The sequence below is a fragment of the Methylobacterium sp. P1-11 genome (assembly GCF_008329595.1).
Taxonomy (GTDB): domain Bacteria; phylum Pseudomonadota; class Alphaproteobacteria; order Rhizobiales; family Beijerinckiaceae; genus Methylobacterium.
The window spans coordinates 57955-83224 of sequence record NZ_NPKS01000007.1 but is presented as its reverse complement, the minus strand read 5'-3'; the positions used below and the strand labels follow the sequence as shown (position 1 = coordinate 83224).

23 protein-coding genes are annotated in these 25270 nt (G+C 70.4%); 15 read left to right on the top strand and 8 right to left on the bottom strand.

The window, feature by feature from the left end:
- Position 1: 1 nt before the first annotated feature.
- Complete coding sequence (fdnG, locus tag CIW48_RS09310) at positions 2-3082, bottom strand: formate dehydrogenase-N subunit alpha (protein WP_149310548.1); 3081 nt, start codon at positions 3080-3082, stop codon at positions 2-4.
- 153 nt (positions 3083-3235) lie between these two features.
- Positions 3236-3577 carry a hypothetical protein gene (locus CIW48_RS09305; RefSeq protein ID WP_149310547.1) on the bottom strand — a complete coding sequence of 114 codons (342 nt, stop codon included), beginning with the start codon at positions 3575-3577 and terminating at the stop codon, positions 3236-3238.
- 163 nt (positions 3578-3740) lie between these two features.
- Here CIW48_RS09305 and CIW48_RS09300 point away from each other — a divergent pair, with 163 nt between their 5' ends.
- The 7 genes from CIW48_RS09300 (at position 3741) to CIW48_RS09270 (ending at position 9650) form a co-directional block, all read left to right on the top strand.
- Positions 3741-3926, top strand: coding sequence for a hypothetical protein (locus CIW48_RS09300; RefSeq protein ID WP_149310546.1), 186 nt, complete (start codon positions 3741-3743; stop codon positions 3924-3926).
- 526 nt (positions 3927-4452) lie between these two features.
- Positions 4453-5490 carry a sulfate ABC transporter substrate-binding protein gene (locus CIW48_RS09295; protein ID WP_149310545.1) on the top strand — a complete coding sequence of 346 codons (1038 nt, stop codon included), beginning with the start codon at positions 4453-4455 and terminating at the stop codon, positions 5488-5490.
- Positions 5491-5500: 10 nt separating this feature from the next.
- Entirely contained in the window at positions 5501-6355 is an 855-nt protein-coding gene (cysT, locus tag CIW48_RS09290) for a sulfate ABC transporter permease subunit CysT (RefSeq protein WP_149310544.1), read from the top strand.
- Complete coding sequence (cysW, locus tag CIW48_RS09285; RefSeq protein WP_149310543.1) at positions 6348-7229, top strand: sulfate ABC transporter permease subunit CysW; 882 nt, start codon at positions 6348-6350, stop codon at positions 7227-7229. The genes cysT and cysW overlap by 8 nt, the downstream gene beginning before the upstream one ends.
- A gap of 28 nt (positions 7230-7257) precedes the next feature.
- A complete protein-coding gene (locus tag CIW48_RS09280) occupies positions 7258-8283 on the top strand; it encodes a sulfate/molybdate ABC transporter ATP-binding protein (protein WP_149310659.1) in 1026 nt (341 codons plus the stop codon).
- A gap of 39 nt (positions 8284-8322) precedes the next feature.
- Positions 8323-9372, top strand: a complete 1050-nt coding sequence (locus tag CIW48_RS09275) for a cysteine synthase A (protein WP_149310542.1) — start codon at positions 8323-8325, stop codon at positions 9370-9372.
- Between the two features lie 122 nt (positions 9373-9494).
- The gene (locus CIW48_RS09270; protein ID WP_007563230.1) at positions 9495-9650 is read left to right on the top strand and encodes a hypothetical protein; all 156 of its coding nucleotides are present in this window, start codon (positions 9495-9497) and stop codon (positions 9648-9650) included.
- Between the two features lie 100 nt (positions 9651-9750).
- Here the strand turns inward: CIW48_RS09270 and CIW48_RS09265 are convergent, their stop codons facing one another.
- A complete protein-coding gene (locus CIW48_RS09265; RefSeq protein WP_149310541.1) occupies positions 9751-11226 on the bottom strand; it encodes a serine protease in 1476 nt (491 codons plus the stop codon).
- 192 nt (positions 11227-11418) lie between these two features.
- Here CIW48_RS09265 and CIW48_RS33195 point away from each other — a divergent pair, with 192 nt between their 5' ends.
- Positions 11419-11595, top strand: coding sequence for a hypothetical protein (locus CIW48_RS33195; RefSeq protein ID WP_173009229.1), 177 nt, complete (start codon positions 11419-11421; stop codon positions 11593-11595).
- A 190-nt stretch (positions 11596-11785) separates the two neighbouring features.
- On the opposite strand, the gene CIW48_RS09260 is transcribed toward CIW48_RS33195, so the two are convergent.
- A complete protein-coding gene (locus tag CIW48_RS09260; protein WP_149310540.1) occupies positions 11786-12085 on the bottom strand; it encodes an alkylphosphonate utilization protein in 300 nt (99 codons plus the stop codon).
- Positions 12086-12258: 173 nt separating this feature from the next.
- Positions 12259-13545, bottom strand: a complete 1287-nt coding sequence (gene ccrA, locus CIW48_RS09255) for a crotonyl-CoA carboxylase/reductase (protein WP_043347875.1) — start codon at positions 13543-13545, stop codon at positions 12259-12261.
- A 612-nt stretch (positions 13546-14157) separates the two neighbouring features.
- Between ccrA and CIW48_RS09250 the strand changes: the two genes are divergently transcribed.
- The 4 genes from CIW48_RS09250 (at position 14158) to CIW48_RS09235 (ending at position 20021) form a co-directional block, all read left to right on the top strand.
- A complete protein-coding gene (locus tag CIW48_RS09250) occupies positions 14158-16200 on the top strand; it encodes a protein meaA (RefSeq protein WP_149310539.1) in 2043 nt (680 codons plus the stop codon).
- A gap of 112 nt (positions 16201-16312) precedes the next feature.
- Positions 16313-17998, top strand: coding sequence for a methyl-accepting chemotaxis protein (locus tag CIW48_RS09245; RefSeq protein WP_149310538.1), 1686 nt, complete (start codon positions 16313-16315; stop codon positions 17996-17998).
- A gap of 44 nt (positions 17999-18042) precedes the next feature.
- Positions 18043-19104 carry a glycosyl transferase gene (locus tag CIW48_RS09240; protein ID WP_149310537.1) on the top strand — a complete coding sequence of 354 codons (1062 nt, stop codon included), beginning with the start codon at positions 18043-18045 and terminating at the stop codon, positions 19102-19104.
- On the top strand, positions 19101-20021 hold the full coding sequence (locus tag CIW48_RS09235) for an NAD-dependent epimerase/dehydratase family protein (RefSeq protein WP_149310536.1): 921 nt from the start codon (positions 19101-19103) through the stop codon (positions 20019-20021). Before CIW48_RS09240 ends, CIW48_RS09235 begins: the two co-directional genes overlap by 4 nt.
- Before the next feature lie 9 nt (positions 20022-20030).
- Here the strand turns inward: CIW48_RS09235 and CIW48_RS09230 are convergent, their stop codons facing one another.
- A complete protein-coding gene (locus CIW48_RS09230) occupies positions 20031-20954 on the bottom strand; it encodes a class I fructose-bisphosphate aldolase (protein ID WP_149310535.1) in 924 nt (307 codons plus the stop codon).
- Between the two features lie 211 nt (positions 20955-21165).
- Here CIW48_RS09230 and CIW48_RS09225 point away from each other — a divergent pair, with 211 nt between their 5' ends.
- On the top strand, positions 21166-21690 hold the full coding sequence (locus CIW48_RS09225; RefSeq protein WP_149310534.1) for a histidine phosphatase family protein: 525 nt from the start codon (positions 21166-21168) through the stop codon (positions 21688-21690).
- A gap of 4 nt (positions 21691-21694) precedes the next feature.
- Here the strand turns inward: CIW48_RS09225 and CIW48_RS09220 are convergent, their stop codons facing one another.
- Entirely contained in the window at positions 21695-22729 is a 1035-nt protein-coding gene (locus tag CIW48_RS09220) for an alpha/beta hydrolase (protein ID WP_149310533.1), read from the bottom strand.
- Positions 22730-22934: 205 nt separating this feature from the next.
- Between CIW48_RS09220 and CIW48_RS09215 the strand changes: the two genes are divergently transcribed.
- Together CIW48_RS09215 and CIW48_RS09210 are read left to right on the top strand one after the other, a co-directional pair.
- Positions 22935-23417, top strand: coding sequence for an Hsp20 family protein (locus tag CIW48_RS09215; RefSeq protein WP_149310532.1), 483 nt, complete (start codon positions 22935-22937; stop codon positions 23415-23417).
- 160 nt (positions 23418-23577) lie between these two features.
- Positions 23578-24576 (top strand): GNAT family N-acyltransferase, encoded by a 999-nt coding sequence (locus CIW48_RS09210; protein WP_149310658.1) that lies wholly within the window; start codon positions 23578-23580, stop codon positions 24574-24576.
- A 191-nt stretch (positions 24577-24767) separates the two neighbouring features.
- Here CIW48_RS09210 and CIW48_RS09205 read toward each other — a convergent pair whose 3' ends face one another.
- Complete coding sequence (locus CIW48_RS09205) at positions 24768-25217, bottom strand: RNA polymerase subunit sigma-70 (protein ID WP_091783059.1); 450 nt, start codon at positions 25215-25217, stop codon at positions 24768-24770.
- Positions 25218-25270: the final 53 nt, after the last annotated feature.

Genomic DNA, 25270 nt, shown 5'->3' with positions numbered 1-25270 from the left:
CTTACGCGACCGCGTCCGACGGAGGCGTGGTCGGCTCGATGTTCACGAGCCAGGCCTTGAACTCCGGCGTCTCGGTGTTCGCGTCGCCCACGACGGGCGTCAGCGAGTTCGGGTGCCATCCCTTCTTGGTGTGGCCCATGAAGCCCCAGTGCTGCGGGATGCCGACGACGTGGACGGGCTTGCCGTCGCAGATCAGCGGCTTGATACGCTTCGTCACCACGGCCTTGGCCTTCAGGGAGCCGCGCTTCGACCAGACGCGGACCCAGCCGCCCTTGGCGATGCCCTTCTCCTTGGCGAGCTCCTCCGAGATCTCCACGAAGGCCTCCGGCTGGAGGATCGCGTTGATCCGGGCGTGCTTGGTCCAGCCGTGGAAGTGCTCGGTCAGGCGGTAGCTCGTCGCCGCGTAGGGGAACTCCTTCGCGTCGCCGAGATCGGCCAGATCGTCCTTGAAGATCCGGGACGCGGGCGCGCCCTTGATCTTCGGGAAGGCGAGGTTGGCCACCGGGGACTCGAAGGGCTCGTAATGCGCAGGGAACGGCCCGTCGCGCATGAGGCCCCGGGTCCACAAGCGGGCGACGCCCTCCTGGTTCAGGATGAACGGGCCGACGCCCTTATCGGGGGCGACGGTGACGCCGTAATCCGGCACGTCGAAGCCGATCCACTGCTTGCCGTTCCACTCGATGAGCTTCTTCTTCTCCGACCACGGGCGGCCCTCGGGGTCGCACGAGGCGCGGTTGTAGAGCACGCGCCGGTTGGCCGGCCACGCGAAGGCCCAGTTGGGCGCGATGCCGCGGTCGCCGGGATCGGTGTTGTCCCGGCGGGCCATCATGTTGCCCTTCTCGGTGTAGCAGCCCGAGTAGATCCAGCAGCCGCAGGCGGTCGTCCCGTCGTCCTTGAGCTGGGCGAAGCCGTCGACCTGCTTGCCCGCCGGGATGATCGTCCCGTTGAGGTCCGGCGTCGGCGCCAGCGTGTAGCCATTGAGCTCGCGGGCGAGCTCGGTCGGCGTCGGCGACTCGGCGATCGCGTAATCCCACTTCAGATTGACGATCGGATCCGGGAAGGCCCCGCCGTCCTTCTTGTAGGCCGCCTTCACGCGGAGGAAGATCTCCGACATGATCTCGATGTCCGAGCGGCACTCGCCCGGCGCCTCCTGCGCCTGCCAGTGCCATTGCAGCCACCGGCTGGAGTTCGACAGCGAGCCTTCCTCCTCCACGAACAGGGTGGTCGGCAGTTCGAACACCTCGGTCTGGATCTGGGTCGGATCGACGTCGTTGTACTCGCCGTGGTTCTCCCAGAAGCGGGCCGTCTCCGTCTTGAGCGGGTCCATCACCACGATGAACTTCATCTTGGAGAAGGCTTCCGTCATCTTGGCGCGATTCGGGAACGACAGCAGGGGGTTGAAGCCCTGGATGACGTAGCCGGTCATCTTGCCCTGCTTGGCGAGCTCGAACCCGCGCAGCACGTCGTAGGTCGGCACGTCGAGCTTGGGCAGGTAATCGTACGCCCAGTCGTTCTCCTTCGTGGCGTTGTCGCCCCACATCGCCTTCTGGAACGAGACGAAGAACTTGTTGTAGTTCTGCCAGTAGCTCGTCTGTCCCGGACGCAGCGGCTTGAACTGCCGCTTGGCGATGTAGCTCGCGTAGTCGGGCTCCTTCTCCACCGGGATGTTCAGGTACCCGGGGATGAGGTTCGACATCAGCCCGATATCGGTCAATCCCTGGATGTTGGAGTGACCGCGCAGCGCCTGCATGCCGCCGCCGAGCACGCCGATGTTCCCGAGCAGGGTCTGCACGATGCACATCGAGCGGATGTTCTGCGAGCCCTTGGAATGGTGCGTCCAGCCGAGCGCGTAGAGCGAGGCCATCGACTTCTCGGGAGAAGCCGTGGTCGCCATCATCTCGCAGACCTTCAGGAAGGTCTCCTTGGGCGAGCCGCAGATCTTCTCGACCATCTCGGGGGTGTAGATCGAGACGTGCTTCTTCAGGAGCTGCATCACGCAGCGCGGATGCTGCAGCGTCTCGTCGACCACGGCGTAGCCGTCCGGGCCGATCTCGTAGTCCCAGTTGGTCTTGTCGTAGTCGCGCTTGTCCGCGTCGTAGCCCGTGAACAGCCCTTCGCTGAAGTCGTAGCCCTCGCGGACCACGTACCCGGCGTTGGTGTAGGCGGAGACGTAGCGGTGCTGCAGCTTGTCGTTGTCGAGCAGGTACTTGGCCACGCCCGACAGGAACGCGATGTCGGTCCCCTGCCGGATCGGGCAGTAGAGATCGGCCACCGACGCCGTGCGGGTGAAGCGCGGATCGACGACGATCAGCTTGGCGTTGTTATGGGCCTTCGCCTCGACGACCCACTTGAAGCCGCAGGGGTGAGCCTCGGCGGCATTGCCGCCCATCACGGTGATCACGTCCGCGTGCTTGATGTCCATCCAGAGGTTGGTCATCGCACCGCGTCCGAAGGAGGGCGCCAAACTGGCGACCGACGGACCGTGTCAAACCCTGGCCTGATTATCGAAGACCAGGGCCCCCATGCTTCGGACGGTCTTGTAGGTGAGCCAAGCCGTCTCGTTGGTGGTAGCCGAGGCCCCGAGGAAGCCCATCGTGGTCCACCGATTGACCGTGAGGTCGCCGTTCTTGGCCACGAAGTTCCTGTCCCGGTCCTCCTTCAGGAGTGTCGCGATCCGGTCGAGGGCGAAGTCCCAGGAGACGCGCTTGAACTCCGAGGAGCCCGGGGCGCGATGGAGCGGGTACTTGGTGCGGGTCTCGGCGTGGACGAAGTCGAGCAGCGCCGAGCCCTTCGGGCAGAGCGTGCCGCGGTTGACCGGGTGATCCGGGTCGCCCTCGATGTGCATGACCGAGGAGCGCGCGTTCTTCGAACGGTCGCCGAGACTGTACAGGATGACCCCGCAGGCCACCGAGCAATACGGGCACGTGTTGCGGGTCTCGCGCATCTGCGCGAGCTTGAAGGGCCGCACCGCGGCGGCCATGGCGGGCTCAAGGCCGCCGAATCCGAGCGCACCCAGCGAGCCGCCCGCGAGGCCGGCACCGGCCCCCTTGAGCAGGCCACGCCTCGAGACCTGGACCGTCATCTCCGCTCCGTAAAAGCGATCTGGTATAATTCCAGGGTGTCCCAAAAAAGCGTGTACGGGGCAAGTGCGGTCGCATGACACAGCAAGTCGTACTGTATCAGCCGAAGCTGCACGTTCGGCGCTCCGGCATCATCCTGCATGAAAACACCTTTTTTACTTGCTCGGATTGGCAGGATTAGTCCCAGACGGGCCCGCCGTCCGGTGCTCCAGGGGGGCCTGCGGCTCGGTGCCCGAGGTGCCGCCGGGCTTGGCGGACGGGACGGGACGGTCGGCGTTCTCCTTGATCGAATTGCCGCCGGGATCGGGCGCGTCCTTGGCGGCCGACTGCTCTCGCGGCACGGGCGCCTGACTCCAGCCGTCCTGGGCGCTGCGCGACTTGTCGCCCATCGCGTCGATGCCCTTGATCTCGCCGGGCTTCGTCTGCGCGACGCAGGGCGCGCCGGCCGTCGCCGTCCCGAGGACCACCAACATCATCAGGGGAATTGAACGGGACACAGGGCGGCTCCGGAGTGAAGGGGGGGTGCGCCGGCAACGTGCCCTTCGCCGCCCCAGTTCCGACCTGCGACACCGCTCCGGCGCCGGGTTGAGACGGGGCGGTGACGGCTCCTTAACCAAACCTTGCAACCGTACATCCAGGCCGGTGCGAGGATCTCCCGTCATGTCGAAGCCGCATCCAGAGCGCGCCTGCGAGACGGAACGGGCCACCGAGGCGGCACCGCTGAGCCCCAATATCCGTCGTCATCTCGGTCAGCATCTGCGCACGCTGTTCACGGACACCCTCTCGGCACCCGTCGATCCGCGGCTCGAAGCCCTGATCGCCCGGCTCAACAAGCCGAAGCGCTGAGCGACCGCGCATCGCGCCGCGGGACAGATCGCAGCGCTGCGCGGCGTCCAACAGGTGGCCGCGACGGGAGCGAAGCTCATCCTGGCCCGCAGAGCGGGCTTAGCCCCGGCCCACTGAGGCCCGGCACCGCAAGCGCGATCCCGCTGCCCTGACCCGACGCCCGTCCCCGCGCCACCCGCATCGAACGTAGGTGGCGCGGCATGACGTCCGCGCTCCACGCCCCCGCGCAACGGACGGCACACTCTGATGTGCGCTGACGCACACGAGATCGTTCGCTCTACAAAACCAGCTGCACGGCCGATTTTCTTCCCCGACGCCTCGTTTTCGGAGAAGATCCATACCTTCTGACCCGCTAATGCTCTGAAGACGCTTGCCTTATCGGAGCGTTCGGTGATGTTGCCGGCGGGGCGAGATCACGCTCCCGCGAGGCCTCGGCTTGACTTCGTTCGATAAAAAGAACGATTGGCCTGGTTATTGGGGGCGCGCCGTCCCTGGGTCGCAGGCGCCAGGCGGGGAATCGGACGCGATGAAGAACGCTTCACGTCGGGAGCGGATGGCTCGGGCCATCGGTCTCTCCCTTCTGGCCGGCGCAGGCCTGTGGGCCTGCGCGCTGCCGGCCGTGGCCGAGACCGCGCTCCTCAACGTCTCATACGATCCGACCCGCGAACTCTACCGGGAGATCAACGCCGCCTTCGCGGAGGCGTGGAAGGCCAAGACCGGCGAGGTCATCACCGTGCGCGCCTCGCATGGCGGCTCCGGCGCGCAGGCGCGCACGGTGATCGACGGCGTCGACGCCGACGTGGTGACCCTCGGCATCCCGTCCGACATCGATGCGATCGCCAAGCTCACCCACAAGATCCCGGAGGATTGGCGCAGCAAGCTGCCGAACCAGGCGACACCCTACACCTCGACGGTGGTGTTCCTCGTCCGCAAGGGCAACCCGAAGGGCATCAAGGACTGGGCCGACCTCACCAAGTCCGACGTGAAGGTGATCACCCCGAACCCGAAGACCTCGGCGGGCGGACGCTGGAACTTCCTGGCCGCCTGGGGCTACGCCTACGGCCAGGACAAGGACGCCGCCAAGGCCGACGCCTTCGTCGGTCAGATCTACAAGAACGTGCCGGTGCTCGATACCGGCGCCCGCGGCTCCACCGTGACCTTCGCGCAGCGCGGACTCGGCGACGTGCTGCCGACCTGGGAGAACGAGGCCTATCTCGTCCTCCAGGAATTCGGCGCCGACAAGTTCGACATCGTCTCGCCGCCGACTTCGATCTATGCCGAGCCGCCGGTGGCCCTCGTTGCGGCCAATGCCGAGCGCAAGGGAACGACGAAGTCCGCGCAGGCCTATCTCGACTTCCTCTACACCGACCGCGCCCAGGCGATCTTCGCCAAGCACCATTACCGCCCGATCCGCCGGGAAGCGGCCGCGCAGGCCGACCTCGCGCAGCTCCCCGACATCAAGCTGTTCAAGATCGAGGACCTGCAAGGCTCCTGGGACGAGATCCAGAAGCGGAACTTCGACGCCGGCGGCTTGTTCGATCGTTTGAGCCGGGCCGGCCGCTGAGGCGGGAACCATGGTCGAAACGCCCCGCCTCCGACGGACCTTCCGACGGCCGAGCGTGATCCCGGGCTTCGGGATCAGCTTCGGCTACACGCTGACCTGCCTCGGGCTGATCGTCCTGCTGCCGCTGGCCGGGCTGGTGGTGAAGGCCTCGGGGCTCGGCCTGTCGGGCATCTGGGAGGTCGCCACCGATCCGCGGGTGGCGAGCGCCCTGCGGATCAGCTTCGGCGTCTCGGCCGTCGCGGCGCTCGTGGCCTCCCTGTTCGGCTTCCTCGTGGCCTGGGTGCTGACCCGCTACCGCTTCCCGGGCCGCAAGCTCGTCGATGCCGCGGTCGACCTGCCCTTCGCGTTGCCGACCGCGGTCGCCGGCATCGCGCTGGCCGCGCTCTATGCCCCGGACGGGCTGCTGGGCGCCCCGCTCGCGCGGCTCGGCATCCAGGCGGCCTACACGCCGGTGGGCATCTTTATCGCCATGGTGTTCATCGGGCTGCCCTTCGCGGTGCGGACCGTGCAGCCGCTGATCGCCGAGATCGACAAGGAGATCGAGGAGGCCTCCGCCACCCTCGGCGCGACGCGCCTCGTCACCCTCACCAGGGTGGTGCTGCCGCCGCTGATCCCGGCGGTGCTCACCGGCTTCGCGCTCGCCTTCGCCCGGGGCGTCGGCGAGTACGGCTCGATCATCTTCATCGCCGGCAACCTGCCCTACGTGTCGGAGATCGCGCCGCTGCTCATCGTCATCAAGCTCTCGGAGTTCGATTACGGCGGCGCGGCCGCCATCGCCACGATCATGCTCGGGATCTCGTTCCTGACGCTGCTCGCCATCAACCTCATCCAGGCCTGGTCACGGCGGCGGTTCGGCTATGTCTGAGGGTGTCTCCCCCGCCATCGTGCCGTCCGCCAAGCCGGCCCCGGTCGCCTCCGAAGGCGCCGCCACCCGTGTCGTCCTGATCGGCATCGCGGTGGCGTTCCTGGCGCTGTTCCTGGTGCTGCCGCTGATCGCGGTGTTCACCCAGGCCTTCTCGAAGGGGATCGGCGCCTTCCTGGACGCGTTCCGGGAGCCCGACGCCTGGAGCGCGATCCGCCTGACGCTGACGGTGGCGGCGATCGCGGTGCCGTTCAACGTCGTGTTCGGGCTGGCCGCCTCCTGGGCGATCGCCAAGTTCGAGTTCCCCGGCAAGTCGCTGCTGATCACCCTGATCGATCTGCCCTTCTCGGTCTCGCCGGTGGTGTCGGGGATGATCTACGTGCTGCTGTTCGGCTCCCAGGGGCTGTTCGGCTCCTGGCTCATCGATCACGGCATCCAGATCCTGTTCGCGCTGCCGGGCATCGTGCTGGCGACGGTGTTCGTGACCTTCCCGTTCGTCGCCCGCGAGCTGATCCCGCTGATGCAGGAGCAGGGCACCGCCGAGGAGGAGGCGGCGCTGACCCTCGGCGCCTCGGGCCTGCACGCGTTCCGGACGGTCACGCTGCCCAATATCCGCTGGGGCCTGCTCTACAGCGTGCTCCTCTGCAATGCCCGGGCGATGGGCGAATTCGGAGCGGTGTCGGTGGTGTCGGGCCACATCCGCGGCCTGACCAACACCATCCCACTTCACGTGGAGATCCTCTACAATGAGTACAATTTCGTCGCCGCATTCGCCGTCGCTTCGCTCCTCGCCGTCCTTGCCCTCATCACCCTCGTTCTCAAATCCGTTCTCGAATGGCGCTTCGCGGGGGAGCTCGCGGGCGGCCGGGCTCACTGACGGCCCCGTGGACCGGCCCTCCACGGCGATCCGGATCGAGAACGTCTCGAAGACCTTCGACACGGCGGCGGTGCTGCACGACCTGTCCCTCGACGTGCGGGCGGGCGAGCTGATCGGGCTTCTGGGCCCCTCGGGCTCGGGCAAGACGACGCTGCTGCGGATCATCGCCGGGCTCGACGCGCCGGACCGGGGCCGGATTCTGTTCGGCGGCGACGACGCCACGAGTCTGCCCGTGCAGGAGCGGGCCGTGGGCTTCGTGTTCCAGCACTACGCCCTGTTCAAGCACATGAGCGTGGCCGACAACATCGCCTACGGGCTGAACGCGCGGCGGCGCGCCGACCGGCCGGCCAAGGCCGAGATCAAGCGCCGGGTCGGCGACCTGCTCGACCTGATCCGGCTCTCCGGCTTCGGCGACCGCTACCCGTCGCAGCTCTCGGGCGGCCAGCGCCAGCGGGTGGCGCTCGCCCGGGCGCTCGCCGTCGAGCCGCGGGTGCTGCTCCTCGACGAGCCCTTCGGCGCGCTCGACGCCCAGGTCCGCAAGGACCTGCGCCGCTGGCTGCGTGAGATCCACGACCGCACCGGCCAGACCACGATCTTCGTGACCCACGACCAGGACGAGGCCCTGGAGCTGTCCGACCGCGTCGCGGTGCTCGACCGCGGCCGGCTGGAGCAGGTCGGCACGCCGGACGAGGTGCAGGAGAACCCGGCCTCCGCCACCGTGATGAAGTTCCTGGGCGATTCCGTCGAGGTGGAGGCGATCGCCGAGGGCGGCCGGGTGCTGGTCCGGGGCCGGGAGACGCCGGTGATAGCGCCCGCCAGCCTGTTCGGTCCGGTCAAGCTCCACGTGCGGCCCTGGCAGCTGCAGCTCGCCGAGCCGGAGGCGGCGCACCTGTCCGGCACGGTGCGCAGCTCGTACCGGACACAGGGCCGCCAGCGGATCGAGGTGGCGGATGCCGAGGGGCGGGTGCTGGCCGTGGAGGATTTTGACGGCGTGCGCTACGCCGCCGGGCATCCGGTGGGGCTGCGGATCAATGGCGGGCACGTGTTCGGGTGAGGCTCGCCAGCGGCCGCGCCGCATCCTAGGCTCCCGACCATGATTGCACCGAGTCGCGAACCCGCTCCCGACGTCCTGGCCGCCATCGGCAGCACCCCGCTGATCCGTCTGCGCCGCGCCTCCGAGGAGACCGGCTGCGCGATCTACGGCAAGGCCGAGTTTCTCAATCCCGGCCTGTCGGTCAAGGACCGGGCCGCGCTCTCCATCGTGCGGGACGCGGAAGGGAAGGGCCTGATCCGGCCGGGCGGCACCATCGTGGAGGGCACCGCCGGCAATACCGGCATCGGCCTCGCCCTGGTGGCCTCGGTGCGTGGCTACCGGACTCTGATCGTCATCCCGGTCACGCAGTCCGAGGAGAAGAAGCAGACCCTGCGGCTCGCCGGCGCCCGGCTGGTGGAGGTTCCGGCCGTGCCATTCGCCAACCCGAACAATTACGTCCACGTGGCCCGGCGGCTTGCCGAAAAGCTCGCCGCCACGGAACCGGCCGGCGCCTTCTTCGCCGATCAGTTCGACAACGTCGCCAACCGGCAGGCCCATGTCGACGGCACCGGCCCGGAGATCTGGGCGCAGACCGGCGGCCGGGTCGACGGCTTCGTCTGCGCGGCCGGAACCGGCGGCACGCTGGCCGGCACCGCCCAGGCCCTGCGCGCACGCAACCCGCAGGTGAAGATCGCGCTCTCGGATCCGGAGGGCTCGGCCCTCTACGCACATTACACGACCGGAACGCTGAAGGCCGAGGGCTCCTCCATCACGGAGGGCATCGGCCAGGGCCGGATCACGAAGAACCTGGAAGGCTTCACCCCGGATCACGCCTTCCGCATCCCGGACCGGGAGGCCCTCGACATCGTCTTCGGCCTGATGCGCGAGGAGGGGCTGTCGCTGGGCGGCTCGTCGGGGATCAACGTCGCCGGGGCGATCCGGCTGGCGCGGGAACTCGGGCCCGGCCACACGATCGTGACCATCCTGTGCGACGGGGCGGCGCGCTACGCCTCCAAGCTGTTCAATCCGGCCTTCCTCACCGAGCGCAACCTGCCGGTGCCGGCTTGGCTCGACGCGCCGGAGGAGGCGCTGCCGGACTGGCACGCCTGAGCGCCGGGGCTGCATCCGGAATTTTCCTCACAAAAGCGTAGCTTGGCGTTGAACGGAACGGAATGTCGCAGCGTTTGAACGGTCACGCTCGCACCAGCGCGACCGTCCGGAGAACGCGACCGATGTCCCTCGTCACCATTCTACTCATCATCCTGATCATCCTGGCCTTCGGCGGCGGCGGCTTCCTCGGCGGCGGTGCGTATCGCGGTCCCGGCTTCGGCCTCGGCGGCATCCTGCTGATCGTGCTGATCGTCCTGCTGGTGACCGGCCGGCTCTGAGCCGGAGGATCGGCCTGAGCGGACGCGTCGTCCGCCCAGGCCCCTGGAGGGCGCGCAGGCCCAAGCCGAAAGGCGGCGGCCATCTCCGGCGCGCGCCCTCCTATCGGCAAGTGATCGCCACCACGGCGGGCGCGAGCGCGGCGGGTCCGACACCCGGATGCGGCGTCTCCGCGGGAAGGCCCTGGGCGGCCAGGAAGGCCTTGATCGCCCGCACCGGCACAAGCGGCAAGCGCGCAGGCGGCACCACCCCGGCGACCCGTCGCGGTGCCGTGGGATAGCGGGCGACGATCCCGACGAGAGCACCCGACCGGTCGAGCACCGGCGCGCCGCCGGATCCCGGCTGGAGTGCCGCTATGACGTCGCCTCCCCGCGCCTCGCCCGGGGCGGCCTGGATCCCCTCCGGGCCCGGCGCGAGGGCGATCAGGCTCTCCTCGGCGCCGACGGGCTCGGTCCGCGTTGCGGGCCGGAGCGGGGCAGCAGCCCCGGGCACATCCAGGAGTGCGAGACCGGCCGGATCGGTGGCGAGCACACGGGCCGGCGCAGACCCGACGCGGGGCAGGGCGCAGCCCTCCAGCACGGCGACGGCGGTCAGCACGCGCCCCGGCGCCACCGCCAGACCCGCGCCCGCCGCCGATGAGGCCGAGAGGCTCGCCGGCGCCAGGGCTGCGGCCGGCGGATGGGGCGCCGGCGTGCCGGCGGCGCGGGTCGCCGGCAGAGGCGCCGGATTTGCCGGCCTCTGGGCGGCCGGCGCTGCCGCGGAATCCGGAAACGGCACGAAGGCGTTCGCCACGGCGATGACGAGCCGGTCGACCTCCTGTGCCAGGGCGCGGTCGTAGCCGAGCAGGAAGCCGCGCACGCCCTCCGGTCCCGAGGCGTAGCGGATATAGGACAGTCCCGGCCCGGTCTCGGCGGTAACCACCACGGTGTCGGGCCGTCGCAGCTTGTAGGTCACCTTGCGGCCGGGTAGCGGCGCGGTGGCCTTCTCGAACAGCGCGTCCAGGGTCTCGGTCCCGGGCGGGAAGGCGCGGGATTCCAGGGTCACCCGGCCGTCCTGGCTCTGCCAGCGGGTTCCGGAGGGCAGGGCGTTGCGCTTCGCCAGCAGGCGCTCGGGAACCCCCATCACGGCGCCGGTACCGGGATCGACCGCGACCCGGAAGCGCGCCGCATTCCGCGCCGCGGCGCCGGCGGAGAGCAGCGCTGCCCGGCCGCGCGGATCGAGGGGATCGGCGCCGCCGGCCCGGGCGCCGTAGGCGTTCAGCGCCTCGAAGGTCCGGCGCCCGAAGGCTCCCGACCCCACGGCGTTGAAATCGCCGGTCCAGACCAGGGCGTCCTGGACCGCCTTGCGGTCGACCTCCGGCAGGGCCTCGAAGGTCGCCTTCGCGGCCTCGAAGGCGGGATCGGCCGGCGTCGCGGCCGTCGGTGCCGGTCTCGGCGCGGGTCGGGCCGGCGCCGGCCGGTCCTGAGCCTGAACCGGCAGGCTGCCGAGGGCGATCAGGATCGCGAGCGAGGCCCCGCACCGGGAGCGGCCGCGCGCCGCGCCCGGAAGCCGAAACCGCGACGAGTCACGCACATCCATCTCCGCCCCCGACCGTCATCGTTTCGATCCTGGCAGAGGCCGCAGCGGCAGGCCAGATCAATCCGTCCCGGGCCACCGTGCGTCCGGGGCGGCGATGCGCTACAGGGCGGATGTCCGGCCTGGGCGGCGGCCGGATCGCCGGCTCGGTCGACCGGCCACGCGATGCCGCCACGGTTCGACGCGGGGCCCGGCATGAGCGACACGAACAACACCTTCAAGAAGGCGCCCAAGCGCAAGCCCACCAAGGGCAAGAGCATCAGCGTCTCTCCAGAGATGCGGCAGGCCTATGCCGACCTGATCCAGCAGCGCGCGGACAAGGAGGAGATCTACGGCCGCCACCTGCCGCAGGACGAGCCGCGCCGGCGGTAGCCGGTGCCGGGATGCAGCGTCGCCGCGAAGCGTCTTCGCGATCGGAGCGCAGCCATCCCCTGGGCGCCACGATCGACGACGCCGCGCGCTGCACTGAGTCGCCGCGCCCGCGACGACGCGGAGCGTGCGGTCCGGCGGCGAGATCGGGACCGCATCGGCAGCCGGTGATCGTCCCGACATGGCCGCCCGTTCAGCGCTTGCGCACGAATTCGGTGCGCAGGACGAGACCCTTGATGGTGTCGTGGCGGCAGTCGATCTCCTCCGGGTCGTCCGTGAGCCGGATCGACCGGATGACCGTGCCCTGCTTCAGGGTCTGGTTCGCGCCCTTGACCTTCAGGTCCTTGATCAGCGTGACCGAATCGCCGTCGGCCAGGACATTGCCGGCCGCGTCGCGGACCGCAGCCTTCTCAGGGGGGGCGGCTGTGCGTCCGGGCGGGACCCATTCGCCCGTCGCCTCGTCGTAGACGTAAGCCTCGTCGTCGCCGTTCATCAAATCCATGCCCCCGATGAGGATCGGGGCCGGGTCCTGTCAGGATCTCGCAGGCCCGTCATCCGCGCGTCCCGGCACACCGAACCGGTCGCCGATTCGGCGCGGGACGCCCGGAGCTTAGCCGATCGGGCCGGTCCCGCGCGAGTGCGCAGAGCCGGCCCGGCGCGTCGGCCTTACCGCTTCAGCGGACCGGCCTCGATCACGTCCTCGACCGTGCGCAGGCCGGCACGCGGGGAATTGACGAGGCAGGCCATGTTGCCCGGCGGGTGCTGGTTCTTCCACATCTTGGTGTGGGCCTGGGGGATCTTGTCCCAGGGGAAGACCTCGCTCATGCACGGGTCGATCCGCTGATCCAGCACGAACTGGTTCGCCGCCGAGGCCTGCTTGAGATGGGCGAAGTGCGAGCCCTGGATGCGCTTCTGCCGCATCCAGACGTAGCGGGCGTCGAAGGTGATGTTGAAGCCGGTCGTGCCCGCGCAGAACACCACCATGCCGCCGCGCTTCACCACCAGCGCCGAGACCGGGAAGGTCGCCTCGCCCGGATGCTCGAACACGATGTCGACATCCTGCTTGCCGGTGATGTCCCAGATCGCCTTGCCGAACTTCCGCGCTTCCTTGGTCCAGGCGTGGAACTCAGGCGAGTTCACCTTCGGGAGCTGCCCCCAGCAATCGAAGTCCTTGCGGTTAATGACGCCCTTGGCGCCGAGGCTCATCACGTAATCGCGCTTCGACTCGTCCGAGATCACCGCGATGGCGTTCGCGCCCGACGCCGCGCAGAGCTGCACGCCGAACACGCCGAGACCGCCCGAGGCGCCCCAGATCAGCACGTTCTGGCCCGGACGGACCGTGTGCGGCGCGTGGCCGAACAGCATCCGGTAGGCGGTGGCCAGTGTCAGCGTGTAGCAGGCCGCCTCCTCCCAAGTGAGGTGCTTCGGCCGGTGCATCAGCTGGCGCGACTGCACCCGGCAGAACTGCGCGAAGGAGCCGTCGCCGGTCTCGTAGCCCCAGATCCGCTGGGTCGGCGAGAACATCGGGTCGCCGCCGTTGCACTCCTCGTCGTCGCCGTCATCCTGGTTGCAGTGGACGATGACCTCGTCGCCGACCTTCCAGCGCTTCACCTTGGCGCCGACCTTCCAGACGATGCCGGAGGCGTCGGAGCCGGCGATGTGGTACTCGCCCTTGTGCACGTCGAAGGGCGAGATCGGCTCGCCGAGGCCGGCCCAGACGCCGTTGTAGTTGACGCCGGCGGCCATGACGTAGACCAGCACCTCGTCGTCGCCGATCTCCCAGACCGGCAGCACTTCGAGCTGGTGGGATTGTTCCGGGGGCCCGTGACGCTCGCGCCGGATCGCCCAGGCATACATCTTGGCCGGCACATGACCCAGCGGCGGGATTTCACCCATCTCGTAGAGGTCCTTGACCTCCCCGCCCGTCGGACTGATCGCAGCGCTCGCCGCCATCTCGCTCTCCTCTCGTCCCGCGTGTTTCTCACGGCCGCGGTTCTCCATCGCGCTATAGCGGTGATGACGGAGGCGTCCAAGTGGGCCGAAAGTCGAATCCCGATGGTTTCCGGCATGAAAAACGCGCCGGCACAGGGCAGGCAGCCACGTATTCAAAATCGGCTTTCCGGGTGACCAAGTATTATTCGGCGGTGGCCTTGCCGGCGCCGGTCCCGAGACCTTCCGCGGCGGCGCGGCCACAGGCCTGAGCTGCTCAAGCGCGCGCGGCAAGCCTGGTCAGCTCTAAGTCGTTGTTCCGGCGTGCTGTCTCGCGCCAGACCAGCGGCCGTTCCCGCGAAGAACAGATTGGGTAGACTTTATACCAGCTTTGAGGATGCTGTCCGGGACCGATCCGCTGACCCTTCCCGCCGGCGCCGAGCCGGGCTCGGCGGGTGCCTTACGCGGCGACGCCCTCAAATCGCGCTGTTCCGCCGGGCAAGTTTTTTCATGGGCCAGGGGCGCCCGCGGAAGGCCTCTTGCACTTCCGTCCCGGATGACGCGTGCCCAAGCCTTCGCTACGGTGGCCGCAAGGCCGCGCCCTGCGCGGATACAAAGATGACACGGAGGCGAGGAATGGGCGCGAGCGTCGCCGAGACCAAGAGCGACAAGTCTAGCCGCGACAAGCCCTGGATCATCCGCACCTATGCGGGGCACTCGACCGCGGCGGAATCCAACAAGCTCTATCGGGGCAACCTCGCCAAGGGCCAGACCGGCCTGTCGGTGGCCTTCGACCTGCCGACCCAGACCGGCTACGACCCCGACCACGAACTCTCCCGCGGCGAGGTCGGCAAGGTCGGCGTCTCGATCGCGCATCTCGGCGACATGCGGACCCTGTTCCAGGACATCCCGCTCGCCCAGATGAACACCTCGATGACCATCAACGCCACGGCCCCGTGGCTGCTGGCGCTCTATCTCGCGGTGGCCGAGGAGCAGGGCGCGCCGATCGCCGCCCTCCAGGGCACGACCCAGAACGACATCATCAAGGAATACCTGTCGCGCGGCACCTACGTGTTCCCGCCCGCGCCGTCCCTCCGGCTCACCAAGGACGTGATCCTGTTCACGACCAAGAACGTGCCGAAGTGGAACCCGATGAACGTCTGCTCCTACCACCTGCAGGAAGCGGGGGCGACGCCGGTCCAGGAATTGTCCTACGCGCTCGCCATCGCCATCGCGGTTCTCGACACGGTGCGCGACGATCCGGAATTCGACGCGGAGAGTTTTTCCGACGTGTTCGGCCGGATTTCGTTCTTCGTGAATGCGGGTTTGCGGTTCGTCACCGAGATCTGCAAGATGCGGGCATTCGCCGAACTGTGGGACGAGATCGCCCGGGAGCGCTACGGGATCGACGACCCGAAGAAGCGCATCTTCCGCTACGGCGTGCAGGTGAACTCCCTGGGGCTCACCGAGCAGCAGCCCGAGAACAACGTCCACCGCATCCTGATCGAGATGCTGGCGGTGACGCTCTCGAAGCGCGCCCGCGCCCGGGCGGTGCAGCTGCCGGCCTGGAACGAGGCGCTCGGTCTGCCGCGGCCCTGGGACCAGCAATGGTCCATGCGGATGCAGCAGATCCTGGCCTTCGAGACCGACCTCCTGGAATACGACGACATCTTCGACGGCAGCCACGTGATCGAGGCCAAGGTCGAGGCGCTGAAGGTCGAGACCCGGGCCGAGCTGGAGCGGATCGGCGGGATCGGCGGCGCGGTCGCCGCCGTGGAGACCGGCGCGCTCAAGCGCGCGCTGGTCGAATCGAATGCCCGGCGGATCTCGGCGATCGAGGCCGGCGACCAGATCGTCGTCGGCGTGAACAAGTGGCAGCAGGGCGAGCCGTCGCCGCTCACCGCCGGGGAGGGGGCGATCTTCTCCGTCTCCGAGACCGTCGAGATGGAGGCGCAGGGCCGGATCCGCGAGTGGCGCGGCCGCCGCGACGAGAACGCCGTGGGCCAGGCCCTCGACGCCCTGGAGCAGGCGGCGCGCTCCGGCGCCAACATCATGCCGCCCTCGATCGAAGCCGCAAAGGCCGGCGTCACCACCGGCGAGTGGGGCGAGCGCCTGCGCGCGGTCTTCGGAGAGTATCGCGCGCCCACCGGCGTGACGCTGGAGACGGTCTCGGCCGGGGCCGCAGAGGAGGCCAAGCTGCTGATCGCCGATCTCGGCGAGCGGCTCGGCGAGACCCCGAAGCTCGTGGTCGGCAAGCCGGGCCTCGACGGCCATTCCAACGGCGCCGAGCAGATTGCGCTCCGCGCCCGGGACGTCGGCTTCGACGTCACCTACGACGGCATCCGACAGACGCCAGCCGAGATCGTCGCAAAGGCCAAGGAGACCGGCGCCCACGTGGTCGGCCTGTCGATCCTGTCCGGTTCCCACGTACCGCTGGTGCGGGAGGTCCGCGCCAAGATGCGGGAGGCGGGGCTCGACCACATCCCGGTGGTGGTCGGTGGCATCATCTCGCCCGAGGACGAGCTGGTCCTCAAGAACATGGGCGTGCGCGCCGTCTACACGCCGAAGGACTACGCCATCGACCAGATCATGGTCGGGCTCGCCAAGGTCGTGGAGAAGGGTCTGGAGCGCCGGGACGGCCCGTCGAACCAGCCGCGCGCGGAGGCTCAGGTCTACTAGCGGACCGATCCTGCCCGGACGTGGGGTAATCCGGGCGGGATCCAAACAACCTTAACGTTTCTCGTACATGCATTGGCCCCGATCCCAGACACGGGATCGGGGACCAATTCCTATGCGCTCCGGTATTTCCATCGCGGCCAAGCTCGGCCTGTGTCTCGCAGCCCTGGTGGTGCTGATCGCCGCGACGAGCGGCCTCTCGCTGGCCGAACTGGGCCGCATCGAATCCGCGGCCGCGCAGCTGCGCGACACGCGCATCCCGGCCACCGACGCGCTCGGCCGGATCGGCATCAACTTCATGCGCCAGCGGGTCAACGCCGTTCGGTTGATCACCGCCGACACGCCCGAATTGCGCGCTGAGGTCGCGGATCAGATCGCCAAGCGCGACGCCCTGCTCGCGGCCCAGTACGCCCGGTACGAGGCCCTGCCGCTGACCCAGCCCGAGCGCGAGGCCTACGCGGCCTTCCGGCAGCACGTGGCCACCTACGCCGAGCAGCAGCGGGAGGCGGTGGCCAAGGCCGCCGCGGGCGACGTCGCCGGCGGGCAGCGGATCTACAACACGACCATGTCGACGAGCATCGGCGCTATCATGGCCGACTGGGAGAAGCTCGTCGCCCTGAACAGCGACGGATCGCAGGCGAGCGGCACACTGATCGCGCAGACCTACGACGCCGCCAAGCGGAACGTGCTGGCGCTCGCCGGCCTCGCCCTGCTGATCGCGATCGGAGCCTTCGTGCTGGTGACCCGCGGCGTCAGCGGGCCCCTCCGGAAGATCGCCGCCGTGACGCAGCGCCTCGCCGCGGGCGACGCGGAGGTGGCGATCCCGGGGCAGGAGCGGCGCGACGAGATCGGCGACCTCGCGGGCTCCGTCGTGGTTTTCCGCGATAACCTCGTCCGCTCGCGCGCCCTCGAGGCGGAGACGGCGCTGGCCCGCGCCGATGCCGAGACGCAGCGCCGGGTGGCGACCCATGCCATGGCGGACGCCTTCGAGCAGGCGGTCGGCGGCATCGTCGGCGGCGTGTCGTCGGCGGCCACCGAGCTGGAGGCCACCGCCCGATCCCTGACCGGCAGTGCGGCGGATGCGGCCGGGCAGTCCGGCACCGTCGCGGTCGCCGCCGGGGAGGCTGCCGCCAACGTCAATACCGTCGCGGCGGCCGCCGAGGAGCTGGGCTCGTCCGTGCAGGAAATCGGACGGCAGGTCAGCGGCTCGGCGGAACTCGCGCGGGTTGCCGTCGCGGAGGCGACCAACACGGTGGCGCTGGTGCAGGATCTGAGCGCCGCAGCCGCGAAGGTCGGCGATGTGGTAGCGCTGATCTCCGGGATCGCCGCTCAGACCAACCTGCTGGCGCTCAACGCCACGATCGAGGCCGCCCGGGCCGGCACCGCGGGACGCGGCTTCGCGGTGGTGGCGTCCGAGGTGAAGGCGCTCGCCGAGCAGACCGCCCGGGCCACCGAGGAGATCACCGGTCAGATCGGCCGGATCCAGTCCTCCACCGGGCAGGCCGCGTCGGCGATCGACGGGATCGGTCGGCGCATCCGCGAAATCGACGACGTCGCCTCGAACATCGCGGCGGCCGTGGAGCAGCAGGGCGCGGCGACCCAGGAGATCGTCCGCAACGTCGCCGAGGCGGCGGCCGGCACCGGTGCGGTGACCGGAACCATCGCGAGCCTCGCCCAGTCGGCCGAGGAGACGGGTGCGGCCGCGGCCCAGGTGCTCGGGGCCGCGAGCGAGATGTCGCGCCAGTCCGAGCATCTCGGGGCCGAGGTCGCGCGCTTCCTCGCCACGGTGCGGGCGGCGTAGCGCGCCCCCTGACGGTCGGGCGGCGGATCGCGTAGGACGGCGCCATGCCGCCCGACACCCCGCCCGCCCTCCTGTCCGCCCTGTCTACCATCCTCCTCCTCGCGGTCCCCCTCGCGGCCGCGCTCTCGGCCGGGCTGATCCTGCGCCTGCGCCCGCTGCTGCAGCGCTATGCCCTGGCCCGGCCGAATGCCCGCTCCAGCCACACCGTGCCGACCCCGCAGGGGGGCGGGATCGCCGTGGTGACGGCGCTGGTGACGATCTCGGGCCTGCTGATCGCGGCGCCGGAGATCGGCGGCCGGCCGGACTGGATCTGGCTCGCGAGCGGCGCCCTGGCCCTGGCGCTCCTCGGCGCCGTGGACGACGTCCGGCCGCTGCCAGCCGCCCTGCGGCTCGCCGTGCAGGCGATCGTGGTGGGCCTGCTGATCTGGCACCTCGACGGGCGGCTACTCCCCGCCCTGCCGCTCTGGCTGGAGCGCGGCCTCGCGCTGCTGGCAGGCCTTTGGTTCGTCAACCTGACGAACTTCATGGACGGGCTCGACTGGATGACGGTGACGGAGATCGTCCCGGTGGCGGGCGCGCTCCTGCTGCTCGGCCTCGCCGGGCGCCTGCCGCCGCTGCCGACGCTGGTGGCGGCATGCCTCCTGGGCGCGGTGCTCGGCTTCGCGCCCTTCAACCGGCCGGTCGCGAAGCTCTTCCTCGGGGACGTCGGCTCGCTGCCGATCGGGCTCGTCACCGCGTGGCTGCTGTGCCAGCTGGCCCTGGCGGGCGGCCTCGCCGCCGCCCTGCTGCTGCCGCTCGTCTACCTCGCGGATGCCAGCCTGACCCTCGCCGCGAGGGCGGTGCGCGGCGAGCGGGTCTGGGAGGCCCATCGCGGGCACTACTACCAGCGGGCGACCGTCAACGGGCTCAGCGTCCCCGGCGTGGTGGGCCGTGTGTTCGCGGCCAATCTCGCCCTGGCTTCGCTCGCCGCCGCGACCTTGCTTTGGCCCTCCTGGCCGGTCACGCTCGCCGCGTCGGCGGCCGGGCTCGCTCTGGTCGCCGCCCTGCTCCGCCGCTTCGCCCGCGCCCCGGCGCCGGCTCCAGCCGAAGGTGCCGCCCAGCCGTGACCGGACTCATCGCGCTCACCGGGGCGACCGGGTTCATCGGTCGCCACCTGCTCGCCGACCTCACCGCGCGCGGCTACCGGATTCGCGTGCTGCTGCGCCGGCCCACGACCGTGCCGGAGGGTGCGGCGAGCGCGGTCGTCGGCGACCTGACTCGCCCGATCAACATGGCGGCGGCCCTCAGCGGCGTCGACGCGATCGTGCACTCGGCCGGGCTCGCCCATGCCATGTCGGGGGCACCGGAGGACGATTACCGGACGCTCAACACCGAGGCGACGCGCAGGCTCGCGGAGGCCGCGGCGCGCGCGAAGGTGCGCCGCTTCGTGTTCCTGTCCTCGATCCGCGCGCAGGTGGGGGCGAGCGCGCCGGGCGTGATCGGGGAGGGCGATCCGCCCCGGCCCTCCGACGCCTACGGCCGCTCCAAGCTGGAGGCCGAGCGGGCGCTCGCCGAGACCGGCCTCGACTGGGTCGCCCTGCGCCCCGTCCTCGTCTACGGGGCGGGGGTGAAGGGCAACATGGACGCGCTGCTGCGGCTGGCGCGCAGCCCCTATCCGCTGCCGTTGGGCGGCCTCGCGGCGCGGCGCTCCCTGATCTCGCTGGAGAGCCTGTCGGGCGCCGTGGACGCGGTCCTGGCGGCGCCCGGGCCCCTGAACCGCGCCCTCGTCGCGGCCGACCCGGACCCGCTCAGCCTGCCCGAGATGATCACGTCGCTGCGCCAGGGTCTCGGCCGCGGCCCGGGCCTCGTCCCGGTCCCGGCCGGGCTCATCCGGCTGGCCTGCCGGATGACCGGCCGGGACGCGCAGTTCGCCCGCATCGCCGAGGGGCTCGTCGCCCGCGCCGACGGCCTCGCTGCCCTCGGCTGGCAGCCGGCCGGGTCGACACGCGACGGGCTCGCCCGGCTGGCTCGCGACGGCGGTTAACGGCCCCGTTCAGCGGCCCGCGTAGATGTCGGTGATCTTGCCGAGCAGCGACAGGGCGTCCGGCTTCGAGCGCTGGAAGGCGTTGCGGCCCACGATCGAGCCGAATCCGCCGCCCGCCTGGATGGCGCGGATCTCGTCGAGGAAGGTGGCCTCCTCGGCCTGGGCCCCGCCGGAGAAGATCACGATCCGCCGCCCGTTGAAGGCGCATTGCACCACGTGGCGGACGCGTTCGGCCGCCGTGCCGATCGGGATGCCGGTCGACTCGTAAACCTTCCTGGCCGCCGGCTGCTCGATATGGGCGGTGGGCAGCTTCACCTTGATGATGTGGGCGCCGAGCTGCGCGGCGATCTGGGCCGCGTAGCCGATCACGTCGATGGCGGTCTCGCCCTCCTTCGACAGGGCCGAGCCGCGGGCGTAGGACCAGATCACCACGGCGAGGCCGACACTCTTGGCCTCCTCGGCGATCTCCCGGATCTGCCCGTACATGGCGTTGCGGTGGGCGGAGCCCGGGTAGATAGTGAAGCCGACGGCGCAGGCGCCGAGCCGCAGGGCGTCCGCCACCGAGCCGGTGATCGCCTGCTCGGGATCCTCCTCGTCGGCCAGGAGGTCGTGGTCGTTGAGCTTCAGGATCAGCGGGATGCGCCCGGCATAGTCGCGCGCTCCGGCCTCCAGGAAGCCGAGGGGCGCCGCGTAGGCGTTACACCCCGCTGCCAGAGCCAGCTCGAAATGGTAGCGCGGGTCGTAGGCTGGCGGATTCGGGCCGAAACTGCGGGCGGGCCCGTGCTCGAAGCCCTGGTCGACAGGCAGGATCAGCATCTTGCCGGTGCCGCCGAGCTTTCCGTGCTCCAGCATCCGGGCGAGGTTGGTGAGGGTCCCGGGGCTGTCGGCCCCGTACCACGACAGGATCTCGGTGACGCGGGCGGATCGGTCCATCGGGCAGCCTCCTGGCCAGAGACCGTCGCGCCGCGGATCCGGCCGCGGGCCGTGCGCGGACGGCTCGCGGTCGGAACGGTGAGGGCAAAGCCGAGGTTCCCGCACGCGGCGCATTCGGCTAACCGGGCGGGAGCGGGCGCCGCCCGGTTCGGCCGCGCGCCCGAACCGGGAGCCCCGAGGCCGGCCCACGATTCGCGTCAGAGGTTCGCTCATGCGCAGGCTGATCCTGCTGCGGCACGCCAAGTCCGACCGTCCGCCGGGCGTGGCCGACCACGAGCGCCCGCTCAACGACCGCGGGAAACGGGCGGCCCCAGCGGTGGGCGACCGCCTCGCCCGCGAGGGCCTGTGCCCGGATCTCGCCCTGGTCTCCACCGCCGCGCGGACCCGCGAGACCTGGGCGGCGATGGAGGCTGCCCTCGGCAACCCCGAGACGCGCTGGCAATCCGAAATCTATGAGGCGCCAGCGAATCGGATCCTCGGGGTAATCCGGCAGGCGCCCGATTCAGCCGCCACGCTGATCGTGGTCGGCCACAATCCGGGCCTCGGCGACCTCGCGGCGGAGCTCGCGGGGTCGGGGCCGCGGGCGGCCCGGGACCGGCTGGCCCTGGAATTCCCGACGGCGGCCTGCGCGGTGATCGATTTCGACGGCGACCGCTGGGCGGAGATCGCGCCGGGGCAGGGACGCCTCGACCGATTCATGCGCCCGCGGGACATCGACCCGGATCTCGGAGGCTGACGCCTCAGTCGACCGGCACCGCGACGGCGTGCGTCTCGACCTCCGCGTGGGTCGGCAGGGGCGAGCCCGGTACGAAGGCCTCGAAAGCGGCCCAGAAATCCTGCCGGATCGCGTCGCGCTCGGTCAGGATCTCGTGCCGGGAATCCGGCAGGACCAGGATATGGCCGGCCTTCAGCCGGGCGGCGAAGCGCTCGATGTCCGTGGTTCCGCAGACCGGATCGGCGCCCGCCGCGACGATCAGGGTCGGCAGCGTGATCCGCGGCGCCGCCCGCGGGTCGCGCAGCCGCGCCATCGCCCGGAAGGCCTCGGCGAGCCACGCGATCGTCGGGTCGCCGACCGCGCCGGCGCCGACCTGCCGGGCCGCCGCGGCGTTGCGGGCGTAGCGGACTGGGTCGCGCGACAGGCGGTTGCCCGCGTACGGGTTGGTGGCGATCGAGACCGGCTTGCCGAACGGGATGTAGCGGCTCCCGAGGCCGAGCCGCTGCAGACCCCGCGACAGGATCGCGGCGCCGGCCGGCCAGCGGATCATCCGGATCGACAGCATCGGCGCCAGGGCCACGAGCCGCCGGAATGGCAGCGAGCCGTCGAGGGCCGCGAGGAGGGCGACGCACCCGCCCATGGAATGCGCGAGGCCGACATGGGGCTCGGGCATCAGCGGCACCAGGATCGTCTCGGTCACGGCTCGCAGGTCGAGGCGGTAATCGTCGAACCGGGCGACGTGGCCCTTGTGGGGATCGTCCACCCGCCGGTCCGATTCACCCTGGCCGCGCCAGTCGAAGGCCACAACCGCGAAGCCCCGGGCGCGCAGCTCGTGGATCGTCTCGTAGTACTTCTCGATGAACTCGGCCCGGCCCTGGAGCAGGCAGACCGTTCCCCGGCAGGTGCGCGCCGTCGTCTGCCAGTAGGCCGCCCGCAGGGTGCAGTCGTCGCGCGTCCCGACCGCGATCAGCGTGCCGCCCGGCGGGACCGGGTTGTCGGGCGTGCTCCGAAGGGTCAGGAGCGGCGGCTCTCGCCCGGTGTCACCGTCGAAGCGTCTCACTGGCCTCACCTCAGCGCCTCCGTGCACCGCCCGATCCACCTTTCGACCGTAGCGAAAAAATCTGGTTTCCCACCATCGCTCGGGGTCTTGAAGCGCGATTTTCCCCCTCCGATATCTCGTCTGTGCCGGCCGTCAGGCGGCACGAAAGACGGGTCCGGCCCATCGGGCGGACCGGAATTGCATGTTGCTCAGACGAGGATATGTCATGCGTCAGTTCGATCTCGCTCCCCTGTACCGTTCCACCGTCGGCTTCGATCGCCTGTTCTCCGCCCTCGACCAGTTCGCGAGCGCCGAGGCGGCCCCGACCTACCCGCCCTACAACATCGAGCGGACCGGCGAGAATGCCTACCGCATTACCGTCGCGGTCGCCGGCTTCACCGAGTCCGACCTGTCGATCGAGGTGCGGGAGAACGCGCTCACGCTGAAGGGCGAGCGCAAGGCCGAGGGCAAGGCGGAATTCCTGCACCAGGGCATCGCGGCCCGCGCCTTCGAGCGCCGGTTCCAGCTCGCCGACCACGTCCAGGTGACGGGCGCGGCGCTTGAGAACGGCCTCCTCCACATCGACCTCGTCCGCGAGGTCCCGGAGGCGAAGAAGCCCCGTCGCATCGAGATCGCCTCGGCGGCGCGCCCCAGCGCCCCGGTGATCGAGGGCGACGTCCGCCAGGACGCGGTCCAGCAGGCCGCCTGATCCCGCCCCGCGCGGAACAATCAGGTCCACATCAGGTCCTTGGAGCGCCCCGGCCCCGGCCGGGGCGCTTTCTCACGTCGGCTGTCATAATGGCGTGTGGCCTTCGTGCTCTCTGTCGGATCCGACGGTGCACGGACGCGCACCCGGAGTGAACCCGACCATGGTCGCCAATCTCGCCCGCGGAGCCTACAGCGCGCTCGGAGCCGGCTGGCACAAGGGCGTACAATGGGGCGTCGGCGCGCCGATCGCCAAGCTGCGCCGCCGGTCGGTCCCGCTGTCGGGCGTCGAGGGCGCGGGGGGAATCGACGACGTGCTCTCGGCGGAGCGGGCGATCCGCCTGCCCGAGCCGTTCGAAGGGCGCAGCCTCGGCCGCATCGGCAGCCTGGAGGTCCGGCTGGCGACGCGGAAATCCGAGATCCGGCGGGCCCAGCGGCTGCGCTACAAGGTCTTCTACGAGGAGATGTCGGCGGTGCCCTCCGGGCTCGCCGCCCTGTCCCGCCGCGATGTCGACGGCTACGATGCGGTCTGCGACCACCTGCTCGTCCTCGACCACGCGGCGCCGCGGCGGAAGAAACCGTTCGTCGAGCCGTGCCCGAAGGTTGTCGGCACCTACCGGCTGCTGCGCGGCGAGGTGGCCGAGCGGCATACCGGCTTCTATTCCGAGGGCGAGTACGACCTCGCGCCGCTGCTCGCCGCGCAGGGGCACCGGCGGCTCCTGGAGCTCGGGCGCTCCTGCGTGCTCAAGCCCTACCGGAGCAAGCGGACCGTCGAACTGCTGTGGCAGGGAATCTACGCCTACGTCCTGCACCACCGGATCGACGCGCTGATCGGCTGCGCGAGCCTGGAGGGCACCGATCCGGACCGGCTGGCCCTGCCGCTCGCCTTCCTGCACCACCACGCCCGCGCGCCGGAGGGCTGGCGGGCCCGGGCACTGCCGGAGCGGGCGGTGGCAATGGACCGGATGCCGCCCGGGGCCGTGGACGCCAAGGCCGCCCTGCAGGCGCTGCCGCCCCTGATCAAGGGCTACCTGCGCCTCGGCGCCACCTTCGGCGACGGCGCGGTGATCGACCGGCAGTTCGGCACGACGGACGTGTTCGTCACGCTGCCGGTCGAGGTGATCGGCGCGCGCTACCGGGGGCATTTCGCGCCGGCCGGGTGAGGGGCCGGAGTGGCCCGAGGTTGTCATCCAACCGAACCACCTCATCCTGAGGTGCCGGAACGAAGCGGAGGCCTCGAAGGAGGTCTCCAGCCGGCAGAGCGATCCCTGAAGCCCTCCTTCGAGGCCCGCTTTGCGGTTACCTCAGGATGAGGGGGATTGTTGGGAGGAACGAAACCCCACCGGCCGCGTCCCTACAGATCCCCCAGCGCAAGCTGACCCTGGTTGCGCGCCTTGGGCGGCGCGGCCTTGCGCTCCTTTGCGCGCGCGGAGGCGGGGCGGGCAGCGGCGGCCTTCTTGGGCTTCGGGTCGCCGCGCATCCGGGCCACCGCCTTGTCGCGGGCCACAGCCTCCGGGGCGTTCGGGTCGTCGGTCAACCACTTGCCGCGCTTGATCACCTCGTTCACGCGGCCCTGGTTGACCCCGACCTTGAAGGCGATCTCCTGCTGGGTCATTCCGGTCGTAGCGTGCAGGTCCAGGATCGCCCGGGCGAGTTCCGGCGTCATCTTCTGGCCGGTCAGCCGCCGGGCGGGCTTCACCGTCCGGGTCGCGCGGTCGCGCTCGCGCAGGCGCTCCAGGAGCGCCAGCGCCATGTTCATGCCGTGCTCGCGCAGGGCTTCCTCGAATTCCTTCAACGTCGCCATCGGCGCCATCCTCCGCCGGGCTCTCGGGCCGGGTACTGGCCGAGGAACGTGCC

What these genes read in the sequence shown, in the direction of transcription:
- CIW48_RS09250 (WP_149310539.1), top strand. Translation starts at nt 14,158, where the DNA reads ATGGGCGCGAGCGTCGCCGAGACCAAGAGCGACAAGTCTAGCCGCGAC.
- CIW48_RS09260 (WP_149310540.1), bottom strand. Translation starts at nt 12,085, where the DNA reads ATGAACGGCGACGACGAGGCTTACGTCTACGACGAGGCGACGGGCGAA.
- CIW48_RS09245 (WP_149310538.1), top strand. Translation starts at nt 16,313, where the DNA reads ATGCGCTCCGGTATTTCCATCGCGGCCAAGCTCGGCCTGTGTCTCGCA.
- cysW (WP_149310543.1), top strand. Translation starts at nt 6,348, where the DNA reads ATGTCTGAGGGTGTCTCCCCCGCCATCGTGCCGTCCGCCAAGCCGGCC.
- CIW48_RS09275 (WP_149310542.1), top strand. Translation starts at nt 8,323, where the DNA reads ATGATTGCACCGAGTCGCGAACCCGCTCCCGACGTCCTGGCCGCCATC.
- CIW48_RS09300 (WP_149310546.1), top strand. Translation starts at nt 3,741, where the DNA reads ATGTCGAAGCCGCATCCAGAGCGCGCCTGCGAGACGGAACGGGCCACC.
- ccrA (WP_043347875.1), bottom strand. Translation starts at nt 13,545, where the DNA reads ATGGCGGCGAGCGCTGCGATCAGTCCGACGGGCGGGGAGGTCAAGGAC.
- CIW48_RS09240 (WP_149310537.1), top strand. Translation starts at nt 18,043, where the DNA reads ATGCCGCCCGACACCCCGCCCGCCCTCCTGTCCGCCCTGTCTACCATC.
- CIW48_RS09210 (WP_149310658.1), top strand. Translation starts at nt 23,578, where the DNA reads ATGGTCGCCAATCTCGCCCGCGGAGCCTACAGCGCGCTCGGAGCCGGC.
- CIW48_RS09265 (WP_149310541.1), bottom strand. Translation starts at nt 11,226, where the DNA reads ATGGATGTGCGTGACTCGTCGCGGTTTCGGCTTCCGGGCGCGGCGCGC.
- CIW48_RS09230 (WP_149310535.1), bottom strand. Translation starts at nt 20,954, where the DNA reads ATGGACCGATCCGCCCGCGTCACCGAGATCCTGTCGTGGTACGGGGCC.
- CIW48_RS09215 (WP_149310532.1), top strand. Translation starts at nt 22,935, where the DNA reads ATGCGTCAGTTCGATCTCGCTCCCCTGTACCGTTCCACCGTCGGCTTC.
- CIW48_RS09225 (WP_149310534.1), top strand. Translation starts at nt 21,166, where the DNA reads ATGCGCAGGCTGATCCTGCTGCGGCACGCCAAGTCCGACCGTCCGCCG.
- CIW48_RS09270 (WP_007563230.1), top strand. Translation starts at nt 9,495, where the DNA reads ATGTCCCTCGTCACCATTCTACTCATCATCCTGATCATCCTGGCCTTC.
- CIW48_RS09295 (WP_149310545.1), top strand. Translation starts at nt 4,453, where the DNA reads ATGAAGAACGCTTCACGTCGGGAGCGGATGGCTCGGGCCATCGGTCTC.
- CIW48_RS09205 (WP_091783059.1), bottom strand. Translation starts at nt 25,217, where the DNA reads ATGGCGACGTTGAAGGAATTCGAGGAAGCCCTGCGCGAGCACGGCATG.
- CIW48_RS33195 (WP_173009229.1), top strand. Translation starts at nt 11,419, where the DNA reads ATGAGCGACACGAACAACACCTTCAAGAAGGCGCCCAAGCGCAAGCCC.
- cysT (WP_149310544.1), top strand. Translation starts at nt 5,501, where the DNA reads ATGGTCGAAACGCCCCGCCTCCGACGGACCTTCCGACGGCCGAGCGTG.